This is a genomic window from Duganella sp. CF402, assembly GCF_900109645.1.
GTDB lineage: Bacteria > Pseudomonadota > Gammaproteobacteria > Burkholderiales > Burkholderiaceae_D > Rugamonas.
Genome location: NZ_FOBG01000001.1, coordinates 3,569,731 through 3,590,213, shown reverse-complemented (window position 1 = coordinate 3,590,213; position 20,483 = coordinate 3,569,731). Strand labels below are relative to the sequence as shown.

At 62.9% G+C, this 20,483-nt stretch carries 16 protein-coding genes; 10 read left to right on the top strand and 6 right to left on the bottom strand.

The window, feature by feature from the left end; genetic code table 11:
- Positions 1 to 2: 2 nt before the first annotated feature.
- From BMZ70_RS16100 to BMZ70_RS16090, 3 genes are read right to left on the bottom strand one after another with little or no spacing between them, the layout of a single operon-like run.
- Entirely contained in the window at positions 3 to 3,545 is a 3,543-nt protein-coding gene (locus BMZ70_RS16100; RefSeq protein ID WP_092276308.1) for an MHYT domain-containing protein, read from the bottom strand.
- 38 nt (positions 3,546 to 3,583) lie between these two features.
- On the bottom strand, positions 3,584 to 4,543 hold the full coding sequence (locus tag BMZ70_RS16095) for an alpha/beta fold hydrolase (RefSeq protein WP_092276305.1): 960 nt from the start codon (positions 4,541 to 4,543) through the stop codon (positions 3,584 to 3,586).
- Positions 4,544 to 4,558: 15 nt separating this feature from the next.
- Positions 4,559 to 5,257 (bottom strand): dienelactone hydrolase family protein, encoded by a 699-nt coding sequence (locus BMZ70_RS16090; RefSeq protein WP_092276302.1) that lies wholly within the window; start codon positions 5,255 to 5,257, stop codon positions 4,559 to 4,561.
- Positions 5,258 to 5,484: 227 nt separating this feature from the next.
- Between BMZ70_RS16090 and BMZ70_RS16085 the strand changes: the two genes are divergently transcribed.
- The 6 genes from BMZ70_RS16085 to BMZ70_RS16060 all read left to right on the top strand — a co-directional run bounded on the left by BMZ70_RS16085 (position 5,485) and on the right by BMZ70_RS16060 (position 11,145).
- Complete coding sequence (locus tag BMZ70_RS16085; RefSeq protein WP_092276299.1) at positions 5,485 to 6,744, top strand: efflux RND transporter periplasmic adaptor subunit; 1,260 nt, start codon at positions 5,485 to 5,487, stop codon at positions 6,742 to 6,744.
- A complete protein-coding gene (locus BMZ70_RS16080; protein WP_092276296.1) occupies positions 6,741 to 7,478 on the top strand; it encodes an ABC transporter ATP-binding protein in 738 nt (245 codons plus the stop codon). Before BMZ70_RS16085 ends, BMZ70_RS16080 begins: the two co-directional genes overlap by 4 nt.
- A 44-nt stretch (positions 7,479 to 7,522) precedes the next feature.
- Positions 7,523 to 8,707, top strand: coding sequence for an ABC transporter permease (locus tag BMZ70_RS16075; RefSeq protein WP_092277908.1), 1,185 nt, complete (start codon positions 7,523 to 7,525; stop codon positions 8,705 to 8,707).
- A 99-nt stretch (positions 8,708 to 8,806) separates the two neighbouring features.
- Positions 8,807 to 9,370, top strand: coding sequence for a hypothetical protein (locus BMZ70_RS16070; protein WP_175500782.1), 564 nt, complete (start codon positions 8,807 to 8,809; stop codon positions 9,368 to 9,370).
- A 314-nt stretch (positions 9,371 to 9,684) separates the two neighbouring features.
- Positions 9,685 to 10,140 carry a gliding motility protein GldB-related protein gene (locus BMZ70_RS16065; protein WP_092276290.1) on the top strand — a complete coding sequence of 152 codons (456 nt, stop codon included), beginning with the start codon at positions 9,685 to 9,687 and terminating at the stop codon, positions 10,138 to 10,140.
- A 132-nt stretch (positions 10,141 to 10,272) separates the two neighbouring features.
- Positions 10,273 to 11,145 carry a hypothetical protein gene (locus BMZ70_RS16060; protein WP_092276287.1) on the top strand — a complete coding sequence of 291 codons (873 nt, stop codon included), beginning with the start codon at positions 10,273 to 10,275 and terminating at the stop codon, positions 11,143 to 11,145.
- 220 nt (positions 11,146 to 11,365) lie between these two features.
- Here the strand turns inward: BMZ70_RS16060 and BMZ70_RS16055 are convergent, their stop codons facing one another.
- Together BMZ70_RS16055 and BMZ70_RS16050 are read right to left on the bottom strand one after the other, a co-directional pair.
- On the bottom strand, positions 11,366 to 12,157 hold the full coding sequence (locus tag BMZ70_RS16055; RefSeq protein WP_092276284.1) for an SDR family NAD(P)-dependent oxidoreductase: 792 nt from the start codon (positions 12,155 to 12,157) through the stop codon (positions 11,366 to 11,368).
- 11 nt (positions 12,158 to 12,168) lie between these two features.
- Entirely contained in the window at positions 12,169 to 13,074 is a 906-nt protein-coding gene (locus tag BMZ70_RS16050; RefSeq protein WP_092276281.1) for an alpha/beta fold hydrolase, read from the bottom strand.
- A 122-nt stretch (positions 13,075 to 13,196) separates the two neighbouring features.
- Between BMZ70_RS16050 and BMZ70_RS16045 the strand changes: the two genes are divergently transcribed.
- Positions 13,197 to 16,184 (top strand): sensor histidine kinase, encoded by a 2,988-nt coding sequence (locus tag BMZ70_RS16045; RefSeq protein ID WP_092276279.1) that lies wholly within the window; start codon positions 13,197 to 13,199, stop codon positions 16,182 to 16,184.
- 10 nt (positions 16,185 to 16,194) lie between these two features.
- Positions 16,195 to 16,836 (top strand): response regulator transcription factor, encoded by a 642-nt coding sequence (locus BMZ70_RS16040; RefSeq protein WP_229205426.1) that lies wholly within the window; start codon positions 16,195 to 16,197, stop codon positions 16,834 to 16,836.
- A gap of 1 nt (position 16,837) precedes the next feature.
- On the opposite strand, the gene BMZ70_RS16035 is transcribed toward BMZ70_RS16040, so the two are convergent.
- Positions 16,838 to 17,299, bottom strand: a complete 462-nt coding sequence (locus tag BMZ70_RS16035) for a hypothetical protein (protein WP_092276276.1) — start codon at positions 17,297 to 17,299, stop codon at positions 16,838 to 16,840.
- Between the two features lie 113 nt (positions 17,300 to 17,412).
- Here BMZ70_RS16035 and BMZ70_RS16030 point away from each other — a divergent pair, with 113 nt between their 5' ends.
- A complete protein-coding gene (locus BMZ70_RS16030; protein ID WP_092276273.1) occupies positions 17,413 to 18,696 on the top strand; it encodes a BNR repeat-containing protein in 1,284 nt (427 codons plus the stop codon).
- A 43-nt stretch (positions 18,697 to 18,739) separates the two neighbouring features.
- Positions 18,740 to 20,272 carry a S10 family peptidase gene (locus tag BMZ70_RS16025; RefSeq protein WP_092276271.1) on the top strand — a complete coding sequence of 511 codons (1,533 nt, stop codon included), beginning with the start codon at positions 18,740 to 18,742 and terminating at the stop codon, positions 20,270 to 20,272.
- The last annotated feature ends 211 nt before the right edge of the window (positions 20,273 to 20,483 follow it).

Sequence of the window (20,483 nt, the reverse complement as noted above, 5' to 3'; positions counted from 1 at the left end):
GGTTACTCCGTGGCGAGGCTGGCCAGCGATGCCTCCAACACCTCTAATGCGGCTTGCGCCTGCGGGAAATCAAAATCGTTCAAGGCGTCTTGCACCGCGCCCAGTTGCTGCGCCAGTGCCGGCGGCGCGCCGGTGAGGGCGGCCGTCAACGCGGTCAGTGCGGCGTCGTTCAAGGCGCCGCGCTGCAGGAATGGTAGCAGAGCGGCGGATTTCTGGCGCGCGGCTGCCGGTGCGAAGCCCGTTGCCGGTGGCGGTGTTTCCAGCCTGGCGCTGGAACCGCGCGGCGGGGCGAGGGCGTGGATGGCGCTCAGCGCCGCATCCAGCTGCGCCGCCAGCGTGCGCTGCGCCTGCGCCAGTTCCGTTTGCAGCGACACCGGAATGCTGCCCAGCGCGATCGCCGTTGCCGACGCTCCGGCCGCCGCGCCATCGCCACCCGCCGCATCGCCGCGCGCCGCCGCTCCAGCCGCCGTGCCATCGCCACGCGCCGCATCCGCAGGTGCTGCAGCGCCGCCGTGTTGCGGCGCTGTGGCGTTACGCTGCGGCGAACCGCACAGCTTCTCCAGCTGCGCCAGCGTGGCGTTCAATTGTTCCAGCCCGATGTTGGCGGCCACGCCGCGCACCTTGTGGCACCAGGCCTGCGCTTCCGCCAGCCGCGCTTCGCTGGCATGGGCCAGCAGCTTGGCCAGCGTGGCGGCCGCCGTGCTGTAGTCGGCCACGAAGCGGAGCAGCGCCTGATGATAGGCTTCCTCGTTGTCGGCCCAGCGCTGCAAGCCCGCTTTCTGGTTCAGCACACGGTGGCGCGGTGCTTCCGATGGCGGCGGCGCGGATGGCACCGCCGGCAGCTTGAGCACCTTGGCTATTTCGTGCGACAGCGCGTGCCAGTCGACCGGCTTGGAGGCGAAACCATCCATGCCTGCCTTGGCGGCGGCCTCTCGGTGCGCCGTCAACACGCTGGCCGTCATCGCCACGATCGGCAGCGCCGGCGTACCGTCCTGCAGTTCGCGCGCGCGGATGGCGCGCGTGGCCGCCAGACCGTCCATGTGCGGCATCTGCATATCCATCAGCAGCACGTCGTACTGCTGTTCGGCCGTCATCCGCACCGCCTCCGCGCCGTCGTGCGCCCTGGCCAGCGTGTGGCCGCGCTTGGCCAGCAGCAGCGCCAGCAGCTCCAGGTTCTGCGGCACGTCGTCCGCGCCGAGCACGCGCAGCGGCGGCAGCGGATAGTCGCTACGTTCGCTGAACTGCGCCGCGTCGTCGCGCGCCGGTTCCAGCGGCAGCAGCACGTGGAAGGTGGTGCCAACGCCCGGCGTGCTCTCGGCCCAGATCTTGCCGCCCATGAGCGCCACCAGCTGGCGGCTGATGGTGGTGCCAAGGCCGGTGCCGCCGAAGCGGCGCGTCATAGAGGCGTCGGCCTGGGTGAACGGATCGAAGATGGCGTTGATGCGTTCCGGCGCGATGCCGATGCCGGTGTCCTGCACGGCGATATGCAACTGGCCTTCCTTCTCGCAGGCGCTCAGGCTCACCTTGCCGGCCGAGGTGAACTTGATGGCGTTGTCCAGCAGGTTGCCGAGGATCTGGCGCATGCGTAGTTCGTCGCCGTGCAGCCAGGCCGGTAGCAGGGGATCGTAGTTGATGTCGATCGTCAGTCCCTTGCTGCGGGCGTTGGTGCCGAAGGTGGAGGCCAGTTCGTCGATCAGGTTGAGCAGGCTGTAATCGTCCGGCTCCAGCTCCATTGCGCCCTTATCCAGCTTGGCGGTGTCGAGGATTTCGTTGAGCAGGCGTAGCAGCGAGCGGCCTTCCTTGCGCACGGTGTCGAGGTGGCGGCGCTGCTCGTCATCGAGCGGGGTGTCGAGCAGCACGTCGGTGAACCCGAGGATGGCGTTCATCGGCGTGCGGATCTCGTGGCTCATGTTGGCGACGAAGCTGGCGCGCGCCGCCGCCGCCTGTTCCGCCGTCTCCTTGGCCTTGCGCAGCTGCAGCTCCATTTCGCGCCGTTCGCTGATGTCGAGGATCACGCCGTCGATCCAGCGGATCTCGGGATGGGTTTCATCCTGAGTGACGGCGCCGTGCTCCCACATGAAGCGTTTGCTGCCGTCTGCGTGCACCAGACAGTATTCGATCTGATAGGTGGCCAGCTTGTCGATGCTGCGCGAGATTGCCGCACCCACGCGCGCGCGGTCTTCCTCGCAGATCAGCGAGGCCAGCGTGCGGGTGCGGTTGGCGCCGACGAAATCGCTGGCAGGATAGCCGGCCAGGCGTTCGATGTTATCGCTGATGAACAGCGGGGGTGCGTCGAAGGCCATGCTGCTGCGGAACGCGATGCCGGGGATGTTCCCGATCAGCGAGCGGAATTGCAGCTCGCTGTCGCGCAGCGCCTGCATGATGGCGCGGCGTTCACTGATGTCGGTGATGAACAGTACGAACAGGTCGCGTTCCGCCATGCGCGCGTGGCCCAGCGCGCGCCGGATCGGCACCTGGCTGCCGTCCTTGCGCAGGCCGAGTACTTCGCTGCCGCGCCCGACCACGCTGGCGTCGCCGGTCTGCAGGAAGTTGAGGAAGCCGTCGCGCTCCGAGCGCTCGGTATCTGCCATCAGCAAGCGGATGTTGCGGCCGACGATTTCATCGCGGCTCCAGCCGAAGATGCGTTCCGCAGACAGGTTGAATTCGTGGATCACGCCGGCGCGGTCGACCGTGATCACGCCGTCGATGGTGGTGGTCAGCAGGGCGCGCATCCAGGCTTCGCTCTCTGCCTGCTGGCGGTACATTTCGCGATAGCGCAGCAGGCCGTTGGCCGCCATCACGAACACGGTGAAGGCCACCGTGATCAGTGTGATGGCCAGTGCCAGGAAGGTGGAGTTGGTTTGCGATGCGGCGTCCACCGGCAGCGTGCCGACGAAGCGCGCCGCCGCCATGCCGGTGTAGTGCATGCCGGCGATGGCGCAGCCCATCACCGTGGCGCTGATCGCGCCCAGCACCGTGCGCGGCAGGCGCAGCGTGCGCAGGCCGAAGCGGATCCACAGGGCCAGCGTGGCCAGCACCACTGCCACCACGATCGACAGGCCGAACATGAACGGGTCGTAGCGCTGCGCCAGTTCCATCTGCATCGCGGCCATGCCGGTGTAGTGCATGGCGCCGATGCCGGCACCCACCAGCACCCCGCCCACCACCAGCGACAGCCGGGTAACGCGGCGGCGGCTGATGATGGTCAGCGCGACGTAGGAGGCGGCAAGGCTGGGTAGCACCGACAGCAGCGTCAGGCCGCGGTCGTAGTCGACATTGATGCACAGGTCGAAGGCCAGCATGCCGATGAAGTGCATGGCCCAAACGCCGCAGCCGAGCGCCAGGCTGCCGGTGACTAGCATCATGGCACGCAGGCCGCGCGTGCCACCAAGGCGCGCTTGCGCCGCGACTTGCAATCCCATCCATGATGAGAATATGGCAACCAGGATCGAGAGGATCACCAGCAACGGCGAGTAGGTGCCGTAGTGGATAAGGGAAGGATTGTCAGGCGTAGAGAAGATTTCCATCATGGTGAGGGAAACCATACCACATTAAAAAACCGCCCGGAGGCGGTTTTTTTGTTTTACGACTTAGCGAAAGCAAGGAAGTCGGCGTGGAACTTGTCCTTGTGGGTGTCGGTCAAGCCGTGCGGTGCGCCCGGGTAGGTAATCAGCTTGGCGCCCTTGACGATCTTGGCGGAGGCAATGCCTGCGGCCTTGATCGGCACGATCTGGTCGTCTTCACCGTGAATGACCAGGGTCGGCTTGTCGAACTTTTTCAGGTCGTCGCGGAAGTCGGTTTCCGAGAAGGCCTTGATCGAGTCGTAGGTGTTTTTGAAGCCGCCCTGCATGCCCTGCGCGTACCACGCCTGGATGATGCCTTGCGACGGTTTCGCGCCCGGACGGTTGTAGTTGTAGAACGGGCCCGATGCGATGTCCAGGTACAGCTGGCCGCGATCCTTGACCGAGCCGGCGCGGATGCCGTCGAACACTTCGATCGGCAGGCCGTCCGGGTTGGTGTCGGTTTTCAGCATCAGCGGCGGCACCGCCGAGATCAGGCCCAGTTTGGCGATGCGCTTGGTGCCGTGACGGCCGACGTAGCGCGCCACTTCGCCGCCGCCGGTGGAGAAGCCTGCCAGGATGATGTTCTTCAGGTCCAGCGCTTCGATCAGCTGCGCCAGGTCGTCGGCGTAGTGGTCCATGTCGTTGCCGTCCCAAGGCTGGCTCGAACGGCCGTGGCCACGGCGGTCATGAGTGATGACGCGGAAGCCGTTGTTAGCCAGGAAGAACGCGGCCGATTCCCAGCTGTCCGAGCTCAGTGGCCAACCGTGGCTCAGGATCACTGGCTGGCCGGTGCGCGGACCCCAGTCCTTGTAGTAGATTTCAACGCCGTCGCGGGTGGTGATGGTGGCCACGGTCTTGGTGACTTTGCCGGCCGGTGCTGCCACGGCTTCGGTGCTGACTGCGGCCATTGCGGTGGCAGCGGCGGCGACTGCGGTGCCGACCATTGCGTTGCGGCGGGATGGGTTGATTTGTTCGGTCATGATTTTCTCCTAGGTTTAAGACAGGTGTTGTTTAAAGAATGCGTCGGTGCGGGCGTTGGCCAGCGTGGCGGCTGCGGCGTCGTAGTGGTTGCCGCCGGGGCGCGCGAAGGCGTGGTTGCAACCGGGGTAGCTGTGCAGCTCAATCTTCGGGTTGCCCTTGAAGGCGGCGGCGATGGTGGCTTGTGCTTCCTTGCCGATGTATTCATCCTCCTCGGCCAGGTGGTACAGCAGCGGCTTGGCGACCTTGCCTGCTTCTGCCGCGTATTTTTCGGTGCCGCCGCCGTAGTAGGAGACGAAGGCGTCGGCGTCGGCGCGGGCGGCGGTCAGGTAGGTCATCAGTCCGCCGAGGCAGTAGCCGGTGACGCCGACCTTGCCGCTGGCGCCTTTCAGCGTGCGGGCGGCGGCCACGGTGGCGGCGATGTCGCCCACGCCGCCGTCGAAGTTGTAGGCGCTGTACAGCGCGAAGCCGCGTGCCCAGTCGCCCGGTTCGGCTTCCGACATATCGAGGCCGGGATCGGCGCGCCAGAACAAGTCCGGCGCCACGGCGATGTAACCCTTGGCGGCATAGTCGTCGGCGATGCTGCGGATGCCGGCGTTGACGCCGAAGATCTCCTGCAGCACCACAATCACCGGTGCACTGGCGGCATGGGCAGGACGCGCTACGTAGCAGTTGAAACTGCCGTCGGCGACCTTGATGGTGAGCGTTTCTGACATGGTGTCCTCCGTGGTTGAGTGAGGCCATCTTAGGGACGAAAACGCAGTCTGGGAACGGACATTCCTGCAAAGCCGAATTGCAATTTTGCATATCCCACGACACAGGTATGCGTGCCTGCCCCATAGGGGAGAAGACATCGTCGTGTTGCTTTTAATATAAAACTGTCTGATACTTGCCCATTCGATCCGCACCGTGCCGGATCTCACTATGGGACACACTGAAAACAATGGCTTTCCTGACCAAAAAGAAGCTCGCGCTGGCAGTCGGTTTGCTGGTGATAGTCGGCGGCGCCGGCGCCTACTATTCCAAAAGTAAGACCCCTGTGGTGGAAGTGCCACGTTTCCGCACCGCGCAGGTCGATACCGGCAATATCACGCAGTCGGTGACGGCCACCGGCACCATCAATCCGGTCGCGCTGATTAACATCGGCTCGCAGGTATCTGGCACGGTGAGCGAGCTGAAAGCGGACTTCAACGACCGCGTGACCAAGGGGCAGGTTCTGCTGAAACTGGACCCGACCATCTTCAACGCCCAGATCCGCCAGGCCGAGGCGCAACTGGCCTCTGCGCGCGCCTCGTTGCGATTGGCACAGGCCACACACTCGCGCAATCAAACGCTGGTGACGCAGAGCTTCATCTCGCCGCTGGCGCTGGACCAGTCCAAGCGAGAGGTCGATGTGGCGCAGGCCAATATCCAGCTGGCGGAAGCGCAGTTGGCGCGTGCGCAGGCGGACCTCAATAATTCGGTGATCCGCGCGCCGATCGATGGCGTGATCATCAAGCGCACCGTGGACCTGGGGCAGACGGTGGCGGCGTCGTTCACCACGCCGCAGCTGTTCACCATCGCGCGCGATCTGACCAAGATGCAGATCGACACCAGCGTGTCGGAAGCGGACGTGGGCTCGCTCAAGGAGGGGCAGGAGGCGCGCTTCGTGGTGGATGCGTATCCGGACAAGGAATTCAGCGCGCGCATGCGCCAGTTCCGCCTCGCCGCCAACGTGGTGCAGAACGTGGTGACCTACAACGTGGTGCTGGACGTGGACAATAAGGACGAGTTGCTCAAGCCGGGCATGACGGCGCAGGTGCGGCTGTTGGTGGGGAATCGCCAGCAGGTGCTGCGCATCCCGACCGCCGCGCTGCGCTTCCGCTTGAGCGATGAAGAAATCGAAAAGCAGAAGAAGCTGGCCGCTGCTTCGGCTTCGGCATCTGCTTCCGCATCCGCATCCGCATCCGCTTCCGCCAGCGCAAGCGCCATCGCAGCCGCAGCCGCTGTGCCGCAGGATGACGACACCGGCTTCCGCAGCAAGGCAGACCTGGCGCGCCAGTTCCGTATCTACACGCTGGACGCGCACAACCAGCCGAAGGCGCTGGATGTGAAAATCGGCGTCTCCAACTTCCGCTACACCGAGATTGTCGGCGGCGATTTGAAGAAGGGCGACCAGGTCATCACCCGCGCCATCGGCGTTGAAAAAGAGAGCGAGCTGTGAGCGGGCACGCCAATGAACTGCTGATCGACATCCGGCAGGTCACCAAGAGCTACTTCTCCGGCAGCGTGGAAACGCAGGTGCTGTTCGGCGTCGACCTGGCCGTGCCGCGCGGCGACTTCCTGGCCGTGATGGGACAGTCCGGCTCCGGCAAATCGACGCTGATGAACATCTTCGGCTGCCTCGATCAAGCCACCGGCGGCAGCTACTTCCTCAACGGCGTCGACACGCTCACCTTGTCGCGCAATGAACTGGCCAGCATCCGCAACCGCACCATCGGCTTCGTATTCCAGAGCTTTAACCTGATCAAGCGCATGAGCGTGGCGGAGAACGTGGCGCTGCCGCTGATCTATGCCGGCGTGTCGCGCGCCAAGGCGCACGCCAAGGCCTTGCTGGAACTGGAGCGGGTGGGCCTGAAGGAGATGGCCAAGCGCACGCCGAACCAGCTGTCCGGCGGCCAGCAGCAGCGGGTGGCGATTGCGCGCGCGCTGGTGGGCGACCCGCCGCTGATCCTGGCCGATGAGCCGACCGGCAACCTCGATACGCAAACCAGCGAGGAAATCATGCGCTCGTTCCAGCAGTTGAACCAGGAGCGCGGCATCACCATCCTGCTGGTGACGCACGAACCGGATATCGCCGCCTACAGCAAGCGGCTGGTGCGCCTGAAGGATGGCCGCGTGCTGTACGACGGTCCATCCGCCGAAGGGCTGCAGCAAATGAACGCCATAACGGTATAAATGATATGAATTTTTTACAGATCGTAGTGGAGGCGTTTCGCTCGATGATGGCGAACCGCCTGCGGACGTTGCTGACCATGTTGGGCATCATCATCGGCATCACGTCGGTGGTGCTGCTGCTGGCGGTGGGCGACAGCATGAAGCGCTTCATTGCCAAGGAGCTGGAGCAGCTGGGAACCAACATGCTGTTCATCTCGCCGGGCGGCGACCGCGCGCAGCAGCAGCGCATGCGCAACGGCGCGCAGCCGGCGATGACGATACGCGACGCGGCAGCGCTGGATCAGCTGCCGTCGCTGGCCGGCGCGGCGCCGGTGCTGCAGGGCGGCTTCAACCTCGCGGTGGGCAACGAGAACGCCACCAAGACCGTGCACGGCGTGACGCCGTCCATGTTCAAGATACGCGGCTGGAAGATCGACAAGGGCAGCGCCTTCAGCGATGCCGATGTGCGGGCCGCTTCGCGTATGGTGGTCATCGGCCGCAAGGTCGCCGACCAGTTCTTCTACAAGCAGGACCCGCTGGGCAAATACATCCGCATCGAGAACATCTCGTTTCAGGTGGTGGGTGTGTTGTACGGCGAGGGCAAGCAGGTCGACGGCGGCGACTTGAGCGAATACGTGATCGTGCCGATTACGGCGGCAGCGGCGGGGCTGGTCAAGACCGCCTTCCCCGGCAATGTGCACTACGTGGTGGCGCAGGGTAAATCGGGCGGCAACCTGCAGGACGCGATCCTGGACATCAGCGAAACGCTGCGCGACCGGCACCACATCAAGATCGACCAGCCGGACGACTTCCGCATCGATAACCTGGCCTCGTTCGCCGAGACGGCGCAGAAGATCAGCGCCGGCATCGCGCTGCTGCTTGGCTTGATCGGCGCGATCTCGCTGGTGGTGGGCGGCATCGGCATCATGAACATCATGCTGGTGTCGGTGACCGAGCGTACGCGCGAGATCGGCATCCGCATGGCGATCGGCGCCAAGCCGCGCGACGTGCTGCTGCAGTTCCTGACCGAGGCGGTGGTGATCTGCCTGGTGGGCGGGGTGTTCGGCATCCTGTTCGCCAGCGGCGCGGCGGCGGCGATTACGGCGACCGGAAAATTCGACGTCATCATCACCATGCGTGCGGTGATCGTGGCGTGCGGATTCTCCAGCCTGGTGGGCGTGTTCTTCGGCTTCTACCCGGCGCGCAGGGCGTCGCGGCTGCTGCCGGTGGACTGCCTGCGCTACGAGTAAATGCTGGGCTTCTGGTAATTTCACTTTCACTAACCACTTGTATAAATGATGAAGAACTTAAAATTCGTGTTGGTCGCATCAATAGTGCTCTCAGGCTGTATGGCTACTCAGCAAATGCATTTTATGCAGGAGTCGGCTGTTGACTTCTCGTTGCCACAGGCAGGAAAGGTGTTCGACAAGTCCGCCAAATATTCGTTGCGCACGGTTACGGATGGTGGCTATCAAAACTACGGAGAATTCAGCAATTACTCTTGGCATGGGTTCTACGAGGGGCGATATCAGGGATTCAGGAAGCTGCCATACAAAGATCCGAATAACTCAGTAAAAACCTGGTTATCCGAACTCCTGTCGGAAAATGGTGTATCAACCGCCGCGTCTCCTGATTTTTACGTGGACGTTTACGTTGAGAAGCTGAAACTGAAGTCACAGAAGGATAGCCGGTCCGATTATCGTGCATGCATGGTAGGACTGAGGCTTGATTTTTCCTCACCTGGCGGCGACAAGAAATTCTCGATTGCTGTAGATGGTATGAGTAAGCTGAATGGGGCGGGGATGCAAATTCTCAACTCTACGTCGTCATCGCTCTCCGTTTCGTTCAACCCGGACACACCACCAATTTGCAAACTGGCGATCGCAGATGCACTTCGTAAAGCGAAGGTCTGATCTTCAACGTGCGGTAGCCCCCGAGTGCCGTTTGCACTACTGGGGTATCAGGGGCCGGCATGGGGGACTTGGCCCCGATGCCTACAAGTAAACAACATGAAACTTAAAAATTTGTTCTAGCGATTACTGCGGTATGGAATAGTGCCGTTTTTGCCGGCACCGATCCGCTCACAGCGCGGGTATCTCGACGGCGCTAGTGTGGGCGTGAAGTTTGGCGCACTTAACCCCGGGGGACGGCCAGTCCCGAAACGCAGGTCATCGGACTGGAAGTCACTTGTCCCCCTGGCACAAGCTTCGCGCAATTTCGGACCACCATGCGCGGTTTCTTTGCGCACGAGACAGTGCATACCTGGCAGGGAGACGAGTCACCGGAAGCACTGGCCGACCCCCTGCTGAACCAGGCGCTCAGAGAAGGCGTCGCGGACTATCTTGCGACCTTGGTGACCGGTGAAATTCCCAATCCGAATCGCGACGCATGGGCGCGCGGCCAGGAGGCGAGGCTATGGCAGGAATTCAAGCGCGACCGGCAGGCGATGCAGGCAGGCAGCGCAGAGCAGCAAAATCCGCTGGGCAGCGCGCGATTCAAAAGATGGTTTGTCAACTGCGGCGCCGCCCCGGAAGGATGGCCATATGAAGCCGGTTACTGGATCGGAATGCGAATCGCCGAAGCCTACGTGAAGCGCGCGCCGGACAAGCGCACCGCCATCCGCCAATTGCTCGAGTTCCAAAATCCGTCCGAAATTTTGGAGAAAAGTGCGTATCGAGGATGAGCAAATCCGGCAAGCCCATCGAGCCCTGGACGCACAAGAAATAGGTCTGGAGATTAGAATAAAAGCATAAGTTCCTGCACCGGAGGCAGACATGGACAGCAAGTACATCACTTCCCGATAATAGGGCAATTCATGCAGCTGATTTTATTGCTACTCACGTTGTGCCTGGTTCCAATTCAAGTGCATGCCGATGCGGACTGGCGTTCTTTCGTCTGGGAATATGACAAAGTGACTCCTGAGCGTCCGAAGGAACGCGTTGCGCTAACGTTGCCTGCGAAATTTGACGGATATCCCTGCACCGTGCAATTGGACACTGGCATGAACGGAGCGTTTCAATGGCATGGTGATGCGAGCGGAGAGTCGACTCAGGTAATATTTGAAGTGGCGGGAGTGGCCAAAGAATACATTGCCGACAAACGGCATATGGAACAAATCCGTAAGGGCGACTGCGAAACAATTGCCTCGGTTGGCAATGCCTTCTTCGAAAATGGGAGCCTCATTCTCGATTTACGTAATTCTCGATACAAATTCGAACAAGCCGCAGTCCTGGCTTCATCATTAAAAGCCCAACCGCTTATCTATGCTCAGTGGTATGAAGTTGGTGGCCACCTTTTAGTGGAAGTGAGAGTCCCGTCCGGTGAAATCAAGTACGCTATGCTGGATACGGGGGCAACAAGCTTCGGACTAAGTCCGCTTTCAGCGGCTGCATGGGTAGATTTGGTGGGCCAACCTCCAGTTGCTGGTCCTGGCGTTGTCGAGTACAAAGTCAACAGTTGGGGCAAACAAATTAGCTGTTTCGAGACAGAAAAGCCGGGGCCCTTGGTCATCGGCTTGCACCATGAGTTGAAAAAATTCCGGGTTTCCTATTGCCAGCATCCCGATTTCAGCACGAAGCAAAGAATCGCAGGTCTGCTGGGCCTACGTGACTTAATGGGAAGTGTCATCACACTTGATTATCGCTCACGACGTTGGACTCTCGATGACTCGAGCAGTGCACATCAGTAAACACGCGCGAAGCTCCAGGTTGGCTGGTTGAGGCCCTTAGCGGACCTTGGTCAAAGAAATCCGTGCCGGTGGATTGAGCCGGGCTCCCCCCCCCAAAAAAAAAGGTTGGGGGCCGCCCCCTGTTCGCCCATACTTCGGCTGCACACTTCTGACCTATGGATTCCGGCCTCCGCCGGAATGACGGCTTTGGGGCGGTAACGCCGCGCTGCCTGAGCTTGCCTCAGAACGCGCTCTTGACCACGCCGCCGTCAACCCGCAGCGCGGCGCCGGTGGTGGCGGAGGCGAGGGGGCTGGCGACATACGCCACCAGCGACGCGACTTCCTGCGGGGTGCCGAATCGCTTGATCAGCGAGGTCGGACGCACGTGGTCGAAGAACTCCGCTTCCACCTGCTCGAAGCTCTTGCCGCCGGCGCGCGCCATGTCTTCGACGAAGTCGCCGACGCCGCGCGATTTCGTCGGCCCCGGCAGCACGCTGTTGACGGTGATGCCGGTGCCGGCCACGGATTCTGCCAGTCCGCGCGATACCGCCAGTTGCGCGGTCTTGGTCATGCCGTAGTGGATCATCTCGGTGGGGATCTGCACCGCGCTCTCGCTCGAGATGAAAATGATGCGGCCCCAGTTCGCCCGTTTCATTTCCGGCAGCACCAGCCGCGCCAGGCGTACGCCGCTCAAGACGTTGACGTCAAAGAAGCGCAGCCAATCCTCGTCGGGGATATCCTCAAACGCCTTGGGCTCGAAGATGCCGAGGTTGTTGACCAGGATGTTGATCCCAGGATGGCGCCGCACCACTTCCTGCGCCGCCTCGGCCTTGCCCAGGTCGCCGGCATAGCCCAGCACCGTGCCCTGAGTATCAGCGCGGATGCGCTCCACCGCCTCGTCGACGGCGGCCTGGGTCCTGCCGTTGACGATGACGCTGGCGCCTTCCCGCGCCAGCGTGTGGGCGATGGCGTAGCCGATGCCGGCCGTGCTGCCGCTCACCAGCGCCAGTTTGTCCTTGAGTTGCAGGTCCATGTCCGATCTCCTTATTTCAGGAATTGCACCAGCTTTGGCACCACTTGCGCGGTGGCTTCTTCCATCAGCCAGTGGCCGCTGTTCTTGATGACCACGCCTTCGACGTTGCTGTCGACCAGGCGCGCCTGCTGGATCAGGAATTCGCCCGAGGCTTTTTCGCCGGTGAGCACCAGCATCGGCATGGTCAGCGGGGTTTTGGCGTAGCCGGCAAAGTCTACCGCATCTTTTTCAAAGGCGCGGAACACTTCGAAGCCGGCGCGCATGCGGCCTTCCTGTGCGTATTCGTTGGCGTAGAACTTGCGGTCGGCCTCGCTCAGCGATTTGGTTTTGTCGGCCGCGAAGTCGTTCCAGAAGTGTTCGAAGTAGGTGCGCTCACGGCCTTTGACCAGTGCCAGCGGGGTCTCGCCGTAGAAGTGGAAGTGCCACAGGTCGCGCAGCAGCCAGACGTCTTTCCAGTTGCCCACGCCGGGCAGGAAGGCGTCCATCAGCGCGATCTTGCTGACTTCTTTCGGATACTGCGCGGCATAGGCATACGCCACCATCAGGCCGATGTCGTGGCCGACGATCTTGGCCGATTTGATGCCCAGGCTGACCGCCAGTGCATGCACGTCCTGCGCCATCACCGATTTGGTATAGGGGCCGGCCGGCAGCCCGGATTTGCCGAAGCCGCGCAGGTCCGGCGCGATCACCAGATGGTCTTTCGACAGCTCGGCGATCAGCGGCAGCCACATGTGGCTGGTCTCGGCATAGCCGTGCATCAGGATGATGGGATCGCCTTTGCCGGCGGTCAGGTAGTGCAGGCGCACGCCGTTGGCTTCGGCAAACTGGCTCTTCGGCGCCTCGGCCTGCGCCGCGCCCAGTGCGGTGCAAAACAGCAGTGCGGCCAGTGACAGTAACTTGGTGAGTTTCCCTTGCATGATGATCTCCTGTGGTAGAGAAAACAGGATATGCCAGTGCCGGCCCCGAATATACACACTATCGGGTGATTAATTTCTATACAATATTCGTCGCATCAGGAAAATTCAGAATCGCGGTTTCCATGAATAATTTTTTGCTGTCCTTGCTGATGGTTGCCTGCGGCCTGCTCCCCGAGCTTGGCCGGGCCGCAGGCATCGATCTGCAGCACACCAGCTGGACCGCCCGCGACGGCGCCCCGGCCATGATCCTGGCGATGACCCAGGACCGCGACGGCTGGCTATGGCTGGGCGGACCCACCGGCTTGTATCGCTTCGACGGCATCCAGTTCGAGCAATTCACACCCGCCAATGCGCCTTTGCTGAGCCGTAACGTCAGCGTGGTCAACGCACACGCCGACGGCGGCTTGTGGATCGGCTACCGCACCGGCGGCGCCAGCTTGCTGCAGGGCGGACGCATCCGCAACTACGACGCGCGCGACGGCTTGCCGGGCCGCGCCGTCTGGAGCGTGGAGCAGGACGGCAACGGGCGCACCTGGGCCGCCACCGCGCAGGGCATGTTTTATCTGGAGAACGAGCGCTGGCATGCACCGGCGCCGTCATGGGGACTGGCCAGCGGCTGGTACAAGACGCTGATGCGCGACCGCCAGGGCGTGCTGTGGGCGCAGGGCGACGCCGGCGTGTATGCGCTGCGGCCGGGCGCTACGCACTTCAGCAAGGCGCCGGTCGAAAGCGGCACCGGCGTGCTGTTCAATCTGCCCAATGGCAGCGTGGTGAGCTGGAACGCCGCCAAGGGCCGCTTCCATCAGTTGGCCGGCGCCGGGCCGGATGCCTCGGCGCAGTTGCCGCAGCACCTCGGCGATCCCACCAGCTTGCTGTTCGACCGCGACGGCCATCTCTGGGCCGGCTTCAAGGAAGGCCTGGAATACCACGGCGCGCAGGGCGTGGCCAGGACCGCGTCGCCGCAGGGGTTGAGCGGACGCTCGGTCAGCGCCATGTTCCAGGACCGGGAAGGCAATATCTGGGCCGCGACCTTCAGCGGCATCGACCGCTTCCGCCGCAGCCGGCTGCGCGGGATCGTATTGCCGCAGTCGGCCATAGGCGCGGCGATTGCGGCCGACGACAGCGGTGGCGCGTGGATCGGCGGCTATCACGTGAGCGTCGACGCCAGCGGTCAAGCCCGGCTGACGCCGCTCTGGCCTGCCGGTGGCGAAGGCTGGGAGAATCTGTTGAGCGGCTTGAGCCGTGGCCGCGACGGCGTGCTGTGGGGCGCGGCCTTCGGTTCCCTGCGCCGCGTGCAGGGCCAGGACAGCCGCAAGATCGCTCTGCCTACCGAGGCCGGCGGCGTGGTCGCGCAAGGCGTGCTGGCCGAGCCCGACGGCAGTGTGCTGGTGGCCTCGCGCGGGCCCGGCCTGTACCGGCGGAAGCCGAATGGCGAATGGCAGCGCAACGTCTATCCGGGCGAAGTCAGCGTGATGGCGCGCTCCGATGCGGCAGGGCTGTGGCTGGGCAGCTATCCGGCGCAGGTCGCGCATCTGGATGGGAGCAATTGGCGCAGCTACGGCGCGGAAGCGGGACTGAACATCGGCCTGGTGATGGCGCTGCATCTGCACGGCCAGCACCTGTGGGCCGGCGGCGATAACGGACTGGCCTGGTTCGACCGCGACCGGGACCGCTTCAGGCGCATCGGCGGCGTCAATGGCGAGAACTTCGACGGCATTTCCGGCATCGTCGAACTGGACAACGGCGATCTCTGGCTCAACGCCTTGTCCGGCCTGTTCCGCATTCCGGCTGCGGAAATCGCCCGCTTCAACAGCCTGCCCGATTATCGCGTGCGCTATGACGTGCTGGACCAGCACGACGGCATGGAGGGCAGCGCACCGCGCGTGGCGCCGTCGCCATCGATGGTGCTGGCGTCCGATGGCTGGCTGTGGGTGGTCAGGTCGACCGGGGTGTTTCGCTTTAATCCGGCGGAAGCGCTGCCGCCCGCGCCGCTGCAGCCGGTCCTCATCAAGCGCATTGGTACGGCGGGAGAGGAGCAGCTGCGTGCGCCGGCGTTGCGCTTTGCCGCCGGCAGCTCGGCGCTGCAGATCGACTACGCGATTCCGTCGTTGTCGATGCCGGAAAAAATCCGCTTCCGCTATCGCCTCGATCCGGTCGATACGGCATGGCAGGAGGCGGGTGCGCGCCGCAGCGCCTACTACAACAATCTGGCCGCCGGCGACTATGTGTTCCGGGTGACGGCATCGGACTACAACGGCAACTGGTCCGGACAGGAGAGCACGGCGCATTTCGCCATCGCCCCGGCACTGACGGAAACGTGGTGGTTCCGGGCGCTGTGCGGCGCGCTGCTGCTGTCGCTTGCCGCACTGGCATACCGCTGGCACATGCGGCGCATGGCCCGCCACATGGCCGAGCGTTTGCAGGAACGGGCCGGCGAGCGTGATCGCATTGCGCGCGAGCTGCATGACACCTTGCTGCAATCGGTGCAGGGCTTGATCCTGCACGTGCATGCGGCGGTGACGAAGCTGCCGCCCAGGGATGCCAACCGCCTGCAGCTTGAACGCGTTTTGCAGCAGGCGGACGATGTGGTGGGCGAAGGCCGCGACAGGATCGGCGAACTGCGCCGGCATGATGCCGGACCATGCAGTTTGGCGGATGCAGTGAGAGCCGCCGCTGCCCGCTTGCAGCCCGATGATGCGGCGCCGTTGGAGCTGACGATCACAGGCGCCGAGCGGCAGCTCGATCCCGCTGTTTTCGACGAGAGCCTGGCCATCGTCGGCGAGGCCGTCGCCAACGCCTACAGTCACGCCAATGCGAGCCGCATTGAAGTCGTGCTGGAATACGGAACGCGCGAGTTCCGCTGCACGATCCGGGATGACGGCAGCGGCATCGCCGACGCCATCCTGGCCGACGGCGGCCGCCCCAATCACTGGGGCATGCGCGGCATGGCGGAGCGCGCGGCACGGATCCACGCCAGACTGGACCTGAGCAGCGGCGCCGGCAGCGGTACCGAGTGGCAACTGGTGTTGCCTGCCTCGATGGCGTATACCCGGATCGAGGGATGGCGGGCTGCGCTGGCGGTGATACGCTCGCGTGAAACACTCTCTTAAAAGGAGCCCGATGATGGAAATCCAACGTGATGACACCATCAGCGTGATGATTGCGGACGACCATGCCTTGCTGCGCAGCGGTATCTGCGCCGTGCTGGAAAATGACCCGAGGTTCTCGGTGGTGGCGGAAGCCGGCGACGGCGATGCGGCGCTGCAACTGTACCAGCGCTTCCGCCCCGATATCACCCTGATGGATTTACAGATGCCAGGACTGGACGGCATCAGCGCGACCCGGCGCATCCTGGAGCACAATCCGCAGGCGCGCATCATTATCCTGACCACCTTCGGCGGCGATGTGCAGGTGGCGCGTGGTTTGAAGGCGGGCGCCAACGGCTATGTCCTGAAGAACATGGCGCGCACTGAACTGGCCAATTGCATCGTCTCGGTGCACGCCGGCCAGCGTTCGCTGTCGCCGCAGCTGGCCTGCTCCATCGTGAACAATTTTGCCGGCGATGCCTTGAGCAAGCGCGAGATTGAAGTGCTGCGCCACGTGGCCGAAGGCCACTCCAATCTGCGCGTGGGCGAGCAGCTGGGCCTGCGCGAAGATACGATCAAGGCGCATATGAAAACCATCCTGCAAAAACTCGATGCGCGCGACCGCACGCACGCGGTGACGATTGCGGTGCGGCGCGGATATTGGGAAAGTCAGTAATTCAGTAGTCGAACTTGTTACTGCGGCCGCCGGCCTTGTGGTAGATGGTGTGCTCGGCGCGTTCTTCGCGCAGCTGTTCGCGGCGCTCGCGCTCGGCGCGGATGCGCTCTTCGCGGCGGGCGTTTTGCTCGTCGATGCGATATTGCGTGGCCAGGCCTTGCTTGCTGTTGTGCAGCAGGCCGAGTTTCTGCCGCATGGCGGCGGCCCACAGCAGGAAGATCACCAGCAGCGCCAGCACGTAGGCGGTCTGCCACAGGCCGTAGTTCTGGCTGATGATGGGCAGCAGCGGCGCCCCGTCTTCCAGCCAGCCCTGTCCCAGCGCGCCGAGCGCGGCCGCCATCGCGCCTAGCGCGAAGGTCTTGGTGATCATCCAGCGGCTGGCCTTGATCCGCGATTCCCAGAAGGCGTGCGGATCGTCGTTCAGTTGGTCGAGATAGGGTGTGTGGTCGTGTTGCGTGGTCATAGCGTCAAGATTGTTGGGCGCCTTGTATTGCGGGAGGCATTATCGCATAGTTTGCCGCATGGAAATTGCGTCCGCATTGATCTGTGACATGTTTTTTGGCATATCATGGGCGGATGATAAAACGTTTAATCTCGGCGGCTTTGCTGGCCACAGCGTTCCATGCAGGGGCTTCCCCTGTTACATCGACGGTGGGCGAGGGCTGGGCCAATAACTCGGTCAACGCGGTGGTGTTCCGCAAGAATTCGCTGGTGACGCAGGGCGACACGCAGTACGTGGCCTACTACGACGCCGAGCGCTATCTGGTGCTGGGCAAGCGCGCCTTGGACAGCACCCAGTGGACCACGCGCCGCACGCCGTGGCAGGGCAATGCGGCCGATGCGCACAACGCCATCAGCATCATGGTGGACGGCGCCGGTTACCTGCACGTGTCGTGGGACCATCACAACAATCCGCTGCGCTACGCGCGCAGCGTGGCGCCGGGATCGCTGGAACTGGGCGACAAACTCGCGATGACGGGCGCCGATGAAAACGAGGTCTCGTATCCGGAGTTCCATCGCCTGCCAAACGGGAACCTGCTGTTCTTCTACCGCCTGGGCGGATCGGGGCGCGGCGACTTGATCATCAACCGCTACGACGTCGCCACGCAGCGCTGGACGCGCCTGCACACCAACCTGATCAGCGGCGAGGGCAAGCGCAATGCGTACTGGCAGGCTTTCCTCGATCATCGCGGCACGCTGCATGTGTCGTGGGTGTGGCGCGAGTCGCCGGACGTGGCGAGCAATCACGACATGGCCTACGCGCGCTCGCGCGACGGCGGCGTGACGTGGGAGCGTTCGGACGGCACGCCGTACACGCTGCCGATCAACGCGGCCAGCGCCGAGTATGCGCTGCGCATTCCGCAGAACAGCGAGTTGATTAACCAGACCTCGATGGCGGCCGACAGCGAAGGCCGTCCCTACATCGCCAGCTACTGGCGCGATGCCGGTTCGATGGTGCCGCAGTACCACGTCATCTATCACACCGGCGCAGCATGGCAGGTGCGCGCGCTGGACTTCCGCAAGACGCCATTCACGCTGGGCGGGCAGGGCACCAAGCGGATCCCGATTGCGCGGCCGCAGATCATGGTGGGCAAGGCCGGCGCGCTGCTGGTGTTCCGCGACGAAGAACGCGGCAGCAAGGTCTCCGTCGCGCAGGTGCGCGACGTTGCGCATGGCGTCTGGCAGGTGCAGGATCTGACCGCATCTTCGGTCGGCGCATGGGAGCCGAGTTACGACACCGAGTTGTGGCGACGCGACGGAATACTGAGTTTATTCGTCCAAAAAGTTCAACAAGTTGATGGAGAAGGACAGGCTTCTGTGCCGCCTTCCGCAGTTACAGTTCTGGACTGGACGCCATAGCACTTGGTCCTTACTATAAGCTCTTTCAACCTTGAGAGATGCCATGAAATCCAAGCTTGCCCTTGCTATGCTGCTGGCCATAAGCACAGCCGCTTACGCACAAGACGCCGACAAGGCGCCTGCCCTCAGCAAAGAACGCACCGCAGAATTGCAGGCCAGCGAGCGTTTGCTGAAAGCAGATTCACAAGTGACCAAGACCGGCCAGGTCACCATCAAAGGCAAGGTTGTGCCGTACAAAGTCACCGCCGGTACGCAGCCGGTGTGGGACAAGGACGGCAAGGTGTCGGCGTCGCTGTTCTACACCTACTACCAGCGCAGCGACGTGAGCGACAAGGGCAAGCGTCCGCTGGTGATTTCGTTCAACGGCGGTCCCGGTTCGGCCTCGGTGTGGATGCACATCGCCTACACCGGCCCTAAAGTCCTGAACCTGGATGCGGAAGGTTATCCAGTGCAGCCATACGGTGTGAAGGACAATCCGCATTCCATCCTCGACGTGGCCGACATCATTTATATCGACCCGGTCAATACCGGCTTCTCGCGCGTTTTGGACGGCAAGGCTGACCGTGCGCGCTTCTTCGGTGTGAACGCGGACATCCAGTACCTGGCCGAATGGGTCAGCACCTTCGTGTCGCGCGAAGGCCGCTGGACTTCGCCGAAGTACCTGATCGGCGAAAGCTACGGCACCTCGCGCGTGGCCGGCCTGGCGCTGGAACTGCAGAACGCGCAGTGGATGTATCTGAACGGCGTGGTGCTGGTGTCGCCGACGGAGCTGGGCCTGAAGCGCGACGGTAACGTGGACGATGCGCTCAAGCTGCCGTACTACGCGGCCACCGCGTGGTATCAGAAAGTGCTGCCGGCCGACCTGCAAGCCAAGGACCTGAAGGACGTGCTGCCGGAAGTGGAAGCCTTCACCACCGATGAATTCCTGCCGGCGCTGGCCAAGGGCGGCTTTATCGACGCGGCCACGAAGGCAAAGATCGCCGCCAAGGTGGCGCGCTATTCGGGCCTGTCGGTGGACTACGTGGTGCAGAACAATCTGGCGGTGCAGCCGGAGCAGTTCTGGAAAGAGCTGCTGCGCAAGCAGGGCAAGACCGTGGGCCGCCTGGACTCGCGCTACCTCGGCATCGACAAGACCGAATCGGGCGACAAGGTGGACTACAACGCCGAGCTGACTTCGTGGCTGCACTCGTTCACGCCGGCCATCAACCAGTACCTGCGCAATGACCTCGGCTACAAGACCGACGTCAAATACAACCTGTTCGGCGACGTTCATCCGTGGGACTTCAAGAACGAGAAGACGGGTGAAAACCTGCGCCTGGCGATGGCGGCCAATCCGTACCTGAAAGTGTTCATCCAGTCCGGCTACTACGACGGCGCCTGCACCTACTTCGACGCCAAGTACACCATGTGGCAACTGGACCCGAGCGGCAAGATGAAGGACCGCCTGTCGTTCGCCGGCTACCGCAGCGGCCACATGATGTACCTGCGTTCGGAAGACCTGGCCACCGCCAACGACGACCTGCGCAACTTCATCAAATCCGCCACCCCGGCGCCGAACGCGCCTGCCAAGTACTGATCTCTTTGCCCTCCCGGCCGGCGGTTGAAAAACCGCCGGCGTCGCAATTCCGTCACACGTTTTCCCTGCCATTCGCCCCTGTCTGCGTAAAAATGGTTGCGTATAACATTTTTCGGTTGACAAGCACTTTCCATCACTTTTAAACTCAAATGATCGCGCAACCATTTTATGTTTCTGTTGCGTTACTCATAACAATAACTGCGGCAATGTG

What these genes read in the sequence shown, in the direction of transcription:
- BMZ70_RS16100 (WP_092276308.1), bottom strand. Translation starts at nt 3,545, where the DNA reads ATGGTTTCCCTCACCATGATGGAAATCTTCTCTACGCCTGACAATCCT.
- BMZ70_RS16095 (WP_092276305.1), bottom strand. Translation starts at nt 4,543, where the DNA reads ATGACCGAACAAATCAACCCATCCCGCCGCAACGCAATGGTCGGCACC.
- BMZ70_RS16090 (WP_092276302.1), bottom strand. Translation starts at nt 5,257, where the DNA reads ATGTCAGAAACGCTCACCATCAAGGTCGCCGACGGCAGTTTCAACTGC.
- BMZ70_RS16085 (WP_092276299.1), top strand. Translation starts at nt 5,485, where the DNA reads ATGGCTTTCCTGACCAAAAAGAAGCTCGCGCTGGCAGTCGGTTTGCTG.
- BMZ70_RS16075 (WP_092277908.1), top strand. Translation starts at nt 7,523, where the DNA reads ATGATGGCGAACCGCCTGCGGACGTTGCTGACCATGTTGGGCATCATC.
- BMZ70_RS16070 (WP_175500782.1), top strand. Translation starts at nt 8,807, where the DNA reads ATGGCTACTCAGCAAATGCATTTTATGCAGGAGTCGGCTGTTGACTTC.
- BMZ70_RS16065 (WP_092276290.1), top strand. Translation starts at nt 9,685, where the DNA reads ATGCGCGGTTTCTTTGCGCACGAGACAGTGCATACCTGGCAGGGAGAC.
- BMZ70_RS16060 (WP_092276287.1), top strand. Translation starts at nt 10,273, where the DNA reads ATGCAGCTGATTTTATTGCTACTCACGTTGTGCCTGGTTCCAATTCAA.
- BMZ70_RS16055 (WP_092276284.1), bottom strand. Translation starts at nt 12,157, where the DNA reads ATGGACCTGCAACTCAAGGACAAACTGGCGCTGGTGAGCGGCAGCACG.
- BMZ70_RS16050 (WP_092276281.1), bottom strand. Translation starts at nt 13,074, where the DNA reads ATGCAAGGGAAACTCACCAAGTTACTGTCACTGGCCGCACTGCTGTTT.
- BMZ70_RS16045 (WP_092276279.1), top strand. Translation starts at nt 13,197, where the DNA reads ATGAATAATTTTTTGCTGTCCTTGCTGATGGTTGCCTGCGGCCTGCTC.
- BMZ70_RS16040 (WP_229205426.1), top strand. Translation starts at nt 16,195, where the DNA reads ATGATGGAAATCCAACGTGATGACACCATCAGCGTGATGATTGCGGAC.
- BMZ70_RS16035 (WP_092276276.1), bottom strand. Translation starts at nt 17,299, where the DNA reads ATGACCACGCAACACGACCACACACCCTATCTCGACCAACTGAACGAC.
- BMZ70_RS16030 (WP_092276273.1), top strand. Translation starts at nt 17,413, where the DNA reads ATGATAAAACGTTTAATCTCGGCGGCTTTGCTGGCCACAGCGTTCCAT.
- BMZ70_RS16025 (WP_092276271.1), top strand. Translation starts at nt 18,740, where the DNA reads ATGAAATCCAAGCTTGCCCTTGCTATGCTGCTGGCCATAAGCACAGCC.